This is a genomic window from Massilia sp. BGA-UO-ETr-WB1, assembly GCF_059567845.1.
In genome coordinates this window covers 19897-31974 of record NZ_JCAQOT010000016.1, presented here as the reverse complement: position 1 = coordinate 31974, position 12078 = coordinate 19897, and the positions used below count along the sequence as shown (strand labels likewise).

Below are 12078 nucleotides of genomic sequence, written 5' to 3'. Positions count from 1 at the left end.
AAAAAAGTTAGCGTTCAAGTGGAAGAACCTGTAGTCACTTTGACAAGATCGCGCCAGCGCGAATATGCACCAAAACCAACAAAATCACATTTTGTTAAACAAAACGTGATTTTGTTTTGATAATCCTTTAAACTTGGGACAAATCCACAAAATGAAAAACATTATGGAAGATATGACCCTAGATGTAGGCAAGCCACCGAAATTGACCAAGGGGTATTTGGAAATGCTTGGTGCGTCTCTCGGACGCGGAACGTACAGCGTGACGGTCAAGCAAGCGCCTGAAGGCTTTTGGACGATCCGGTTGAGGTTCGAAGGTCAGCCGGAGGAAAGGCCGGTGACGACCGCCAGGGGTGAAATGAAGGTATGGCGCAATGTGCTTGGCGCCATCACCTTTGCGCAAGAAAACTGCGCCCTAGCCAGCAGTGTCTTCGTCGAAGTAGGCGGCTGGCGGTTCTGCCGCGTACCGGTCACTGAGCCAGCCTTGGCGGTGGGAGGCTGAAATGACTGACTTCATGGCCGCAGCCAATGACTGCATGCAGTACGCGACCAAGCCCATAGCGCGAGCACTGGTCACGGTGGAGTCGTCATTCAACCCGTACGCCATCGGCGTAGTCAACGGCCGTTTGGTTCGGCAACCACGCAACAAGGATGAGGCCATCGCAACCGCCCTCAGCCTTAAGAAACAGGGCTTCAATTACAGCATGGGGTGCCGCCAGGTTAATCAGGCGAACCTCGCCAAATACGGATTGGACCACGAATCGGTGTTCGATCCGCTCAAGAACTCGCTCGCCGGGGATGCGATTTACGACGAGTGCAGCGGTAGGGCCGAGCCCAAATTCGGTGACGGCATGTCAGCAACCAAAGCCGCTCTGTCTTGCTACTACAGCGGCAATTTCACAAGGGGTCAAGAAAAGGAGGGAAACAAACCGAGCTATGTAGACAAGGTGCTAGCGCACCTCGCGCCTAGGGAACTTCAATCCATTGCGCAAGCGATACCAGTGATCGCGAAGTCGTCGGCTTCGGCAAAACCGAAGATGGCGCGCACAGGCGCGGGGTCGGCAGCGCCACCCAATGCAGGAAAACCAGAGGGGCCGCAGGCCGCGACCTGGGATGTATTTCAAGAGTTCTAACTTTCCACTTATCAATTAAAGGGTATCGCCATGAAAAAGTTCCAATTCGTACTGTTGTTCACCGCCTTCTCCATGTTCGCTTCCGCCGCCAGCGCCGCCGGGCTCGATACCGGCACTGCCGCCGTCGAAGCGTTCAAGGTCTGGTTCTTCGTCATCCTGGCCATCCTGGCTGTGGTGTACCTGGGCGCCAAGGGCGCGCAGCTGGCCACGGACAAAATCCAGTGGTCGGACTACGGCCAGTGCGTCATGAAGACCGCCGTGGTTGGCGCATCCACGGCGCTGGCCGGCTGGGCGTTCTTCCTCTGGGCCGCAGCTTAATCATGTCCACGTCCCCACACAATCAAGAGGTATACCCCTCCTATAACGCCCTGTCTCGGGTGGCTATGGTCTGGGGTGTCCCGCTTGTCGCTTTGATCGTGGTCGGGATGCTGAGCATGTTGATCGCTCTCGTCGCGGCCGCGCTTCTCGGGGCTGGTGGCGTGTTCTTCGGTGCCGTCGGTCTCCCAGTGCTGCTGTATTTCAAGCAAATCTGCGAGACCGACGACCAAGCCTTGCGGATCACCGCGATGGAAATCTGGTGCCGCCTCAGCCGAAGAAATGCCAAGCATTTTGGCAACACCTTCACCCTCTCACCAATGAAATTCGGACGGAGAAATCATGTCTATAAGCGCCATCTTGAATAATCAGTTGTCAGCAGAAGAGCGGCTTCCGAAGATCGGAAGGCACGTCACGCCCCGCGTCGTCAGCTACTCCGACGACAAGGCGCTGCTGGTCATCAAGCTCGCTGGGATGCCGTTCGAGGCGAAGGCGGACGATGAAATCGTCAGCCGCTTCAACAACCGCAACCGGGTCATCGCCTCGCTGGCCAAGGACAAGGGCGGCCGTCTGGCCCTCTGGACCACGCTCAAGCGGGAGCGCGTCTCCTTCGACAGCCGGTTCAAGTTCAAGACGGCGTTCATGCGGCAGTTCGCCTCCAAGTACCTGCGGCGCTTCGAGACCGGCAACTATTTCGAGAACAATTTCTATATCTCGGTGCTGCTGAAACACGACGACATCGAGGAGGGGGCCCAGGAGCTGGAGGAGGTCGGTACGCAGATCATGAAGGCGCTGGCGATCTACGATCCGGAAATGCTGGAAACCTATTCGGCCAACGGTGTGATGTTCTCGCAAGTCTACGAGTTCCTGGGCGGAATGTACAACGGGTTCAAGGAGCCGCAGCCGGTCTATTCGACCCCGGCCATGGAATCCATCCCCAGCTCGTGGCACCACTGGGGCTACGACCTGCAAGAAATTCGCGGCGCCAGCGCGACGCGCTTTGCCGTTTCGTACGACTTGGGAGGATTCCCCGACGAAACAAAATGGGGCATGTTCGACAAGGTACTGGCTCTGCAATCCGAATTCACGTTGACACAATCCTTCGTTTGCATGGGCACCTTCCAGGCCCAGAAGGCCATCAACAGCCAGATCAACAAGCTGGAATCGGTAAAGGACAAGGCGGGCCACCAGCTCGCCGAGCTCCGCAGCGCTCTCGGCTACATCCAGTCCGGCGAACTGGCCTTCGGCGAATACCACGCGGCGCTGACTGTCTACGGCCCGACGAAGGAGAAGGCCGCAGACAACGGCACGATGGTGACGACCACCTTCCTGGGAGAGTGCGGCGCCCGCTTCATCAAGGCAGCTCTCTCGGCGCCAGTGACTTACGTCAGCCATATTCCCGGCGCGAAGCTCAAACCGCGGCCGATGATGAAATCCAGCCGTAACCTGGCCGCGTCGTTCGGCATGCACAACTACTCAACCGGGAAATCCGATGGCAATCCCATCGGCGACGGCTCGGCCGTCATCCCGTTGCAGACCGCCTCGGCCTCGCTGTACAGCTTCAATTTCCACCACTCAAAGGAGGGCGAGGACAACCTGGGCGAGAAAATCGCCGGTCACACGCTGATACTCGGCGCGACCGGCGCCGGTAAGACGACGCTGGAGACCGCACTGATCGGCTTCCTTGAGCGCTTCGACTCCAAGATTTTCGCGCTCGACAAGGACGAGGGGCTGAAAATCTTCATCGCCGCGCTGGGCGGCGTGTACTACTCGCTCAAGGCCGGGGAGCGCACCGGCTTGGCGCCGTTCCAGCTGCCCGACACGCCGATCAACCGCCAATTCCTGTACGGACTCGTGCGCACCTGCGCCGAAGACCACAACGGCAAGATCACAGACGAGGAAGGCAACCAGATCAAGGTCGCGGTGGACGCCGTGATGAGCCTGGACATCCAGCATCGCCGCTTCAGCCGCCTGCTGGAGAACATCCCCGGTGCCGGTGGCAACACCTTGCCGGAACGGCTTGCGAAATGGTGCGAGGCGACGGACGGCGAGTTCGCCTGGGCGCTCGACAACGTAGCCGACAACATGGGGCTCATCCACGAAAGCAAGGTCGGCTTCGACGTGTCGGACTTCCTCCGGGAGAACTACAAACCCACGGAACCCGTGCTGGCGTACCTGTTCCACCTGAAGGCGCTGATGCAGAAGCAGGGCGGCTTGCTGGCCACCGTGATCGAGGAATTCTACGTGCCAGCGTCCTACCCCAGCACGCAGAAGATGATGTTCGACGTCCTCAAAACCGGGCGCAAGCGCGACGAATTCATGGTCATGGCCTCCCAGTCCCCCGAGGACGCCATTGGCTCGCCCATCTTCGCCGCGATCCGAGACCAGACCGCGACCAAAATCCTGCTGCCAAACCCATCGGCTGAGTTCGACAGCTACAAGCGGGTAGGGCTGACCTACAAGGAGTTCGTGACGCTGAAGGGGCTGGACCTGGAGTCGCGCACCTTCCTCATCAAACAGGGCAACCAGAGCTGCTTCGCGATGCTGGACCTGTACGGCATGGACGACGAGATTTCCATCTTGTCCGGCAATACCGAGAACATCACGATCTTCAACGAAATCGTATCCGAAGTGGGCACCGACCCTGACGTGTGGATGCCCGAGTTCCAGGCGCGGCGCAAGGGCAAGAAGCAGGCGCTCGAAGCAATGGTTTAACCGGCAGCGGGATCACCCATTTTCGCGTCCGCGAAAAAACAATCCCTCCCCGCTGCCAATGCAAGTTTTCGCGGACGCGAAAATCAACTTGGAGAGTTATATGACTACCAATACAGCAAAACGAATCGGTGCGGCGCTGCTGCTGACCGTATCCAGCTCGGCGTTCGCGGGGATTCCCGTGTCCGTCATGCTGGACGCGCCGGCTATCGTCAATCAGGTTCAGACGATGACGCAGTGGGCCAAGCAGTACACCCAAATGGTGGACCAGATCAAGGGCTTGGAGAAGCAGTACAAGGCCATCAGCGGCGCCCGCAACCTGGGCCAAATCCTCAACAACCCAGCGCTGCGCAACTACCTGCCTGACGAATGGGCGGGCGTCTACAGCCAGGTCAAAAGCGGCTCACTCGTCGGACTGAGCAATTCAGCGAAAGCCATTCTGAAGGCCGAGGGCTTTATCGACGGGGCCACCGGCGGGCGGAAACGCCAGCAGGACGTAATGGTCGCAAACAAGGCCATGACGATGGCGGCCTACGACGCCACGCTCAAACGGGTGGAAAACATCAACGCACTGATGATCCAGGCCGACGCCCAAGAGGACGCCAAGGGGGCCGCCGACTTGGCAAACCGCATGGCCGCCGAGAACGCCATGATCCAAAACGAGCAAGTCCGGCTGAACCTGCTCATGCAGCTGCAACTGGCGGAAGCGCAATTGGCGAATGAGCAGCGGTCGCGGGAATTCGACACGGCATTCGCCAAATAAGCGTAGCGGCGGGCGGGTGTCCTGCGATGCCCGCCTATTTCTTCAATCACAAGTCCGAACGGAGCGGGACCACCGTCCCACACTATGGCAATAACACCTTTTACCGATTTGTACACGTTCTTCGACTCCGCCGTGACCGCAGTGCTGGTGACGGGGACCGCGAACATGATCGCGCTTGTGACGCCCTTGTTTGCGGCCTGTTTCGGCTTGTACATGATGCTGATTCTCTTCTCGTACTGGCGGGGGGAAAGCGACATCGTTGATGACATGATGGACTTCTGGTCCCGGATGATCGCCTGGGGGGCCATCATCGTCTTCGGCCTGAACATCGATATGTACCAGCTGTATGTGGCGCCGTTCGTCATCGGCCTCGGCGACGACCTTGCCAATACGGTCGGCACGGGCTACAGCTCGCAGGCGGCGCTGGACACGATGGCGAACGCCTTCATCGACTCCTTCATTAAGCTGTACAACGACGCTGACGGCATCAAGCAGACCATTTTTGCGGGCATTGCGATTGTCTCCATGTCCGTGTTCGGCGGCGCCTTCATGGTCATCGCCATCGCCTACATCCTCCTCGCCAAGATCGCGCTTGGAATTCTGGTCGCGGTAGGTCCGCTGTTCATTGGCGCCGCGCTGTTCCCGGCCACCCGCGACCTGTTCAAAAACTGGACCGGGCAATGCCTGAACTACGCCTTCCTGGTGATGCTGTTCTCCTTCGCCGCGCAGATCGAGATAGCGATGATCAGCAGCAAAATTCCTTCGGAGCTGTCTATTTCCTCCGTCTTCTATATCTCCCTCGTCTGCCTGGGGATGGTCTTCGTGTCGTTGAACCTGCCTTCGATTGCCGCCGCCCTGGCTGGCGGGATCGGCATTTCAACGATGGTCCGCAAGCTGCCGGGCATGCCAAAACTGCCGAGCATGAAAGGCAAGGAGCCGCCCGGGGGCGGCGAGATCAAGCCCAAAGAAAATAATCCACCAGCACCGTCGCCACCGCGAGGCGGCTCCATGTCACCTGAAAAGAAGTGAGGAAATCATGAAGAAATTCATCGCAATGCTCGTATGCGTCGCCGTCGCCACCGGCTGCGGCAGCACGCCGCCCAAGCCACCGCAGCCGACCGGCGATTGGACGCCAGTCAACGCACCGCTCACGAAGAAAGGGTAATCGATATGTCAGCAGTTCTAGATAAAGCCAGGGCGCGCCTCACTGGCAAGGGCAAAGAGGCGACGGAAGGCGGCGACAACAAGCAGCCCATGTCCATGGACCAGCTGGGCGAGTGGTACATGCAGCAGGCGCTCGATTTCGAGAAATCGAAGACCGAAGAAAGCCGCGCCTCGAAGAAAGTCGCGTGGCGGGTTGCTACCGGCGCCATGGTGCTGGCCGGGGTCGCGATCATCGCGGCCGGGGTCAACATGTTCCTGAACAAACCCAACCCGCCGGGCGTGTGGAGCCACAACGGCGTCACCGGAGAAGTCACGCAGCTGACGACGCTCAAGGACGGCAAGATGTCCTTCGGCAAAGCCACGGACCTGTTTTACCTGCGGCAATACATCCACTACCGCGAGTCGTACGACTGGGAGCTCATCCAGTCGTTCTACGATGCGACCAAGCTGCTGTCGTCGGTGCAGGAGGGCGACCTGTACAAGAAATTCTCGGACCCGTCGAACCCGAAGGCTCCCGTCAACATCCTGAAGGACAACTTCCGCGTGATCGCTACGGCGGGGACCATCGCCTTCGTCGGCGAGACGGCGCTGGTGTCGTTCTCCAAAAAAACCATTCCGCTGAACGGCAACGGCAAGCCGCGCACCGAGTATTTCCAGGCAACGATAGCCTTCGAATACGAAAACGCGCCCATGACCGACAAGGACCGGGGCATCAACGTTCCCGGCTTCAAAGTCACCAGCTACACCGTTGAGCGCGACATCACGAAAAGCGCGGCCGTCGCAACCGATGCAGCAGTGGAAGGAACCAATCCATGAAGCCCATCGCCATGACAGCCTTGGTGCTGGGCCTGACCGGCACCGTCGCCAACGCCGCGCCGCCGACCGATCCGCGCATCCGCATCGAGCGCTATGAGTTCGGCCGCTTCGTGAAGATCAACACCAGCGTCGGCGAGCCCACGCTGATCCAGTTCGAGGAAGACGAGCGCATCGTTGACGCGCCCGAGTCGATGGTCGGCATGGGCGATGCGAAAGCATGGTCGCTCGGTCCCAAGGGCAGCAACATCATGCTGAAGCCGAAGGTGGCGAAGCCTGACACGAAGCTCTTGGTCGTGACCACCAAGCGGACGTATGCGTTCGAGATTGTTTCGATCCCGCCGAAATCCGGCATCCCGCCAACCAATATCGTGCGCTTCGAGTATCCGGACACGGCGCGCAGGATGGCAGAGGAAAGCGCCCAGAAGGCCAAGCTGGTCAACGAGCGCTTGCAGCGCATCGACTCGGCAGTCAAGGCCGCAGGGGCGGGTGCAGCACGCAACAGGGAATACATGAAGCAGGGCGACGACGATCTGGCGCCAAGCATGGTGGAAGACGACGGCCGGTTCACCTACATGCGGTTCGATTCCACCCGGCCGCTGCCGGTGGTCTTCAAAATCCTGCCGGGCGGGGACGAAGCCATCGCCAACTTCCACATGGAGCCGCAGACCGGAACCGTTGTGGTGCATGGCACCGCCGCGAACTTCGTCCTTCGTTACGGCAAGTCGGTCATGGCGATCCGCAACGACGGCTTCAACCCCAACGGAAAACTCAACGTGCTCGGCACGACCGAACCAAACGCTGTTCGCATGCAAAAGGACCCGCTATGAATCCGATGCAAAACACCGTGGCCGACGAACCCATCGACCGCGACATCCCCGACCTGAAGACCACGAAGAAGAAGACCAACATCACGCGCCTCGTGCTGGTCGGGGGCCTGTTGTTCGCCCTGGTGCTGGCCGCTCTGGGAATCACGCTGTTCATGAAGCAGCTTGAGAAGAACAAACGGCAGGAGGTCGCGGAAAAGGCCAAGGAGCGGCCCAAAGCCGTGGCGGCCACCACCGCAGACTTCGACGGCGCCCAGGCCCGTATCAGGCGCGAGAAAGCGCAGGAGGAAGATGCAGAGAGGGCGGCTGAAGCGGCGGCGGCCGCCGCCGCCGCGCAAGGCAAGCTCGCTACGCCCGCAAGCGCTATCGGCGTGGCAAAAGACGGCGCGCAGGGTGCCGCCGTTGGCTCAGGCGCGGCGGGCGCGGGCCGGACCGGCGGCGCACCTTCGGGCTCCGGCGCCGGCAGGGCAGCCGGCGGCGGATCGCCTGTTCAGACCTTGGCTCAGCGCAGGATGGATGGCGATGTGCTGGTGCAGACCGGTGGTGGCGGCAGCGCGTTCGGTGACGACGGGGGCCGCCGTCCAGCGGCGCCTGGTGGGACGGCTCCGGTACGCCTAGCGTCGGCCGACGCACCGCGCAATGGGCTAGACGACAAGGTGAAACCGTCGGTGCTGCAGGCGGGCGTCGCTGGCCAGCGACCTGATTTGAGCATGCTGCTGCATCGGGGCACCGCCATTGCTTGCGGAACGATCACGAGGATCGTCAGCGAGCACTCCGGCGCCGTGTCTTGCGTGGTGGCGGAAGACGTGTACTCGTCCGATGGGAAGGTGCTGCTCATCGAGCGCGGAAGCAAGGCCTTCGGCGAGCGGCGCGACGTGATGATGCAGGGACAGGCGCGCATCGCCGCCATCTGGTCGCGGATCGACACCCCGTACGGCGTGTTTGTCGATGTCAACTCGCTGGCGACCGACCCCCTCGGCGGCGCGGGCATCCCCGCAGACGTGGACAACCACCTCGGCCAGCGCTTCGGCGGCGCCATTCTGCTCAGTCTGATCGGCGACCTGGGGCAGGCTATGGCGAACCGCGCCAGCGACTCGAAGGGAACCGTCCAGTTCGGCAACACGTCAACGGCGGGCCAGGACCTCGCCAGCAAGACCCTGGAGCACACCATCAACATTCCGCCGACCGGCTACGTCAGCCACGGCGAGGCCACCACCATCTTCGTGCTGCGTGACATGGACTTCCGGAGGGTATATGAACTCGCTCGTAAATAAATCGACCGGCAACGCGCAAGGCAGCGCCGCGCAGCCGCAGGCCACGCCCGGTGGCTCCCAGCAGCGCGCCGCCCCCTTCGAGCCGTGGGTGCAACCGCCGGTTTTCGCGGACGCGAAAATTGCGGCGCCGGAAGTCCAGCGTCCAGCCGCGCCGCGCACGCAGCTGGTCAGCGCGCCGTTCGACAAAAGCGTGACAGTGCGGGAAAAGCTCAAGCAATCGGGAATTCAGCATTTCCTCGACCTTCCGGGCCTGACGGAGGTCCGCGTAAACCAGCCTGGCACGATCATCACGGAATCGTCCGCCGGGTGGGAGGCGCATCAGGTGCCCCAGTGCGACTTGCGCATCCTGAAGGAGCTTGCGAACGCATCGTCCATCTACCACGGCGGGACTGCCCTCGACGTCAAATGCCCCATCAAACAGGTGACGCTCCCTGACGGCCAGCGCGGGCAAATTGTGATCCCGCCAGCGTGCCAGCCCGATACCGTCGCGCTGACGTTCCGCATCGCCAGCGACAAACGCTTTCGCCTTCTGGACTACATCAATAGCGGGCGCCTGGAGCATTTCCGCGACGTGTCCATCTTCCAGTCCGTGCCCGACGACGTGCATTTGCAGGACTTCGAGTTCGACATCCTGATGGCGAAAAATGGGCGGGACATGAAGCGCTTCTTCGAGCTGTGCATCGAGCACAAGCTGAACGTCTGCATATCGGGCGGCACCGGCAGCGGCAAGACCACCTTCATGAAGGCGCTGGCCGATTTGGTGCCCAAGGACACCTGCATCATCACCATCGAAGACACGCACGAACTGTCGCTGCCGCTGCACTGGAACAAGGTCCACCTGTTCTACGGGGATTTCGTCACGCCCAAGCAGCAGATCAAAAATTGCATGCGCATGAAACCGGACCGGATATTCCTGACCGAGCTGCGCGGCGACGAGGCGTTCGACTACATCGCCGCGCTGAACACTGGCCATCCCGGCTCGCTGACGACGGCGCATGCCAACAGCCCTCTGGAGACCTACCAGCGCGTGGCCACGCTCGTCAAACAGTCCGAAGTCGGCCGCACGCTGGACTGGAACCACATCGTCAGGGAGGTCACGACCTCCATCGACGTGATGGTCCAGTTCTCCCATACCCAAATGACGCAACTCTATTTTGACCCGGTTCGTAAAGCAAAGATGATGAGGGGGGATAAAGATGTCTAAGACCGAAAAATATCTGGTCCTGGCAGTTGTCGGCCTGATCTTCTTGGGAGCCTTCTCGGCGGGAGGCATGTACGCGGGGGGGCGGCTGTTCGCCCACCTCCAGGATATACCGGCCCACACGGTCACGCTGACGACGCTGCCCGACTACTGGGCCTTGTTCGGCCACGTTGTGAAGGTGAAGCAGTCGTTGGTGCTTGGCGCTATCGCGGCTGTGGCGGTTCCCGCCGTGCCGCTGGCCATCGTACTGATGGTACTGGTGGGCGGACCCGGCCGCAAACTGCACGGCGCTGCGCGCTGGGCGAACACGGGGGAAATGCGCCAGTCCGGGCTGCTGGGCAAGTCCAGCAACAAGTGGCCTGCGATCATACTGGGCAAGGTCGGCGACGAATTCCTACGCTACTACGGCAAGGAATTCCTCAGTCTCGCATCGGCCACGCAGGGGGGGAAGGGCGTCGGCTTCGTCATCCCCAATCTGCTGTCCTACCCGCACTCCGTCATCAACCTCGATCTGAAGCTGGAGAACTGGAAGATCACTTCGGGTTTCCGGTCGCAGAACGGCCAGGAGTGCTTCCTGTTCGCTCCAGGCCAGGAGGACTTCAAGTCGCACCGGTTCAACCCGCTGGCCTATGTGCGCCACGAATACGAATACCGCATCGGGGACATTCAAAACCAAGCTGTCATGTGGTATCCGATCAAAAGCGAGAAGGACCGCTTCTTCACGGGTAACGCACAGACCCTGTTCATGGGCCTGTGCATGTACATGATGGAGACCCCGGACGAGGAATTCTCGATGCCGAACCTGCTGCGGCTGTCCACGCCGTCCAGCGGCGAACCGCTCAACAAGTGGATCGAGGCCACCATCCGGGCGCGGGAGGAAAGTACCAGCCCGGCGCCGCGCCTCTCCGTCGAGTGCGTGGACGCCTTGCGCTCCTACTCCAACCTGTCCGAAAAGGCGCAGGGCGACATCCTCGGCACGTTCGTGGAGCCGCTGAAAATCTTCCGCGACCCCGTGCTGGCCGCCGCCACGGCGGGCAACGACTTCGACCTGCGCGATGTGCGTCGCAAAAAGATGTCGATCTACATCGGCATGACGGCGGAAGACTTGGTGCGCTACTCCGTGCTGATGAACATTTTCTTCTCCATCGCCATCAACCAGAACACGAAGACGCTGCCGGAGGACGACCCGACCCTGAAATACCAATGCTTGCTGCTGCTCGATGAATTCACGGCGCTGGGCCGCATCACGATCATCCGCAAGGCGATTGCCATCATGGCGGGCTTCAACATGCGCCTCGTGCTGGTCTACCAGAACAACTCGCAGATCGCGGGCGAAGAGGACGGCTACGGCAAGGAAGGCGCGGACACGCTGCTGAGCAACTGCACTACCAAGCTGCTGTACCAGCCGGACGACCTGAAGGATGCCGAGGAATATTCCAAGCTCCTGGGCTACGACACGATCAAGTCGAAGAGCCGGACACGCCAGCTCGACAAGGCTGGCCGCAGCGAGAACGAAAGCGACCAGAAGAGGGCTTTGATGCTGCCGCAGGAATTGCGCGAGCTGGGGTTCGGCAAGGTGATCGTCCTGAAGAAGAACACCAAGCCTGTTTTCGCCGACAAAGTCCTCTACTACCTAGACCCCGCATTCTTTGGCCGGATCAGCCTACCACCGCCGCCCGTGCCTGTCCTGCGCATCGTCAGAACCACCCACCGCGACCGGGCGCTGCTGCCGGAGGAAGTAGCTACCACCGACGTGGATGACATCGTGAACAGCCGCGAAATCCTCGCCGCCATCGGCGAAGCGATCGGTTTCGACTTTGCGGCGTTCGATGCAACCGTTGTTGAAGAGGAAGAAAACCATTTGGCGAGAGCCGCCTAA

The 12078-nt window shown here is 60.7% G+C and carries 13 protein-coding genes; all 13 read left to right on the top strand.

Translation table 11 applies throughout. The features are described 5' to 3' along the window. The first annotated feature begins 151 nt into the window (after positions 1-151). The 13 genes from AC56DV_RS03930 (at position 152) to AC56DV_RS03870 (ending at position 12078) form a co-directional block, all read left to right on the top strand. A complete protein-coding gene (locus tag AC56DV_RS03930; RefSeq protein WP_496313000.1) occupies positions 152-499 on the top strand; it encodes a hypothetical protein in 348 nt (115 codons plus the stop codon). Position 500: 1 nt separating this feature from the next. Further along, positions 501-1130, top strand: a complete 630-nt coding sequence (locus AC56DV_RS03925) for a lytic transglycosylase domain-containing protein (RefSeq protein ID WP_496312999.1) — start codon at positions 501-503, stop codon at positions 1128-1130. A gap of 30 nt (positions 1131-1160) precedes the next feature. Further along, positions 1161-1448, top strand: coding sequence for a hypothetical protein (locus AC56DV_RS03920; RefSeq protein WP_496312998.1), 288 nt, complete (start codon positions 1161-1163; stop codon positions 1446-1448). A gap of 2 nt (positions 1449-1450) precedes the next feature. Further along, positions 1451-1813: a VirB3 family type IV secretion system protein gene (locus AC56DV_RS03915; RefSeq protein WP_496312997.1), complete on the top strand. Its 363-nt coding sequence runs from the start codon at positions 1451-1453 to the stop codon at positions 1811-1813. Continuing rightward, positions 1788-4160: a VirB4 family type IV secretion/conjugal transfer ATPase gene (locus AC56DV_RS03910; RefSeq protein ID WP_496312996.1), complete on the top strand. Its 2373-nt coding sequence runs from the start codon at positions 1788-1790 to the stop codon at positions 4158-4160. Before AC56DV_RS03915 ends, AC56DV_RS03910 begins: the two co-directional genes overlap by 26 nt. A 100-nt stretch (positions 4161-4260) precedes the next feature. Continuing rightward, positions 4261-4920 carry a P-type DNA transfer protein VirB5 gene (virB5, locus tag AC56DV_RS03905; RefSeq protein WP_496312995.1) on the top strand — a complete coding sequence of 220 codons (660 nt, stop codon included), beginning with the start codon at positions 4261-4263 and terminating at the stop codon, positions 4918-4920. Between the two features lie 132 nt (positions 4921-5052). Further along, positions 5053-5949 (top strand): TrbL/VirB6 family protein, encoded by an 897-nt coding sequence (locus tag AC56DV_RS03900; RefSeq protein ID WP_496312994.1) that lies wholly within the window; start codon positions 5053-5055, stop codon positions 5947-5949. A gap of 7 nt (positions 5950-5956) precedes the next feature. Then, a complete protein-coding gene (locus AC56DV_RS03895) occupies positions 5957-6085 on the top strand; it encodes a hypothetical protein (RefSeq protein ID WP_496312993.1) in 129 nt (42 codons plus the stop codon). Positions 6086-6090: 5 nt separating this feature from the next. Next, positions 6091-6900, top strand: a complete 810-nt coding sequence (locus AC56DV_RS03890; RefSeq protein ID WP_496312992.1) for a VirB8 family type IV secretion system protein — start codon at positions 6091-6093, stop codon at positions 6898-6900. Then, positions 6897-7727: a TrbG/VirB9 family P-type conjugative transfer protein gene (locus tag AC56DV_RS03885; RefSeq protein ID WP_496312991.1), complete on the top strand. Its 831-nt coding sequence runs from the start codon at positions 6897-6899 to the stop codon at positions 7725-7727. Before AC56DV_RS03890 ends, AC56DV_RS03885 begins: the two co-directional genes overlap by 4 nt. Beyond that, a complete protein-coding gene (locus AC56DV_RS03880; RefSeq protein ID WP_496312990.1) occupies positions 7724-8998 on the top strand; it encodes a TrbI/VirB10 family protein in 1275 nt (424 codons plus the stop codon). Before AC56DV_RS03885 ends, AC56DV_RS03880 begins: the two co-directional genes overlap by 4 nt. Beyond that, complete coding sequence (virB11, locus tag AC56DV_RS03875) at positions 8979-10202, top strand: P-type DNA transfer ATPase VirB11 (protein WP_496312989.1); 1224 nt, start codon at positions 8979-8981, stop codon at positions 10200-10202. The genes AC56DV_RS03880 and virB11 overlap by 20 nt, the downstream gene beginning before the upstream one ends. Next, positions 10195-12078, top strand: coding sequence for a type IV secretory system conjugative DNA transfer family protein (locus AC56DV_RS03870; RefSeq protein ID WP_496312988.1), 1884 nt, complete (start codon positions 10195-10197; stop codon positions 12076-12078). The genes virB11 and AC56DV_RS03870 overlap by 8 nt, the downstream gene beginning before the upstream one ends.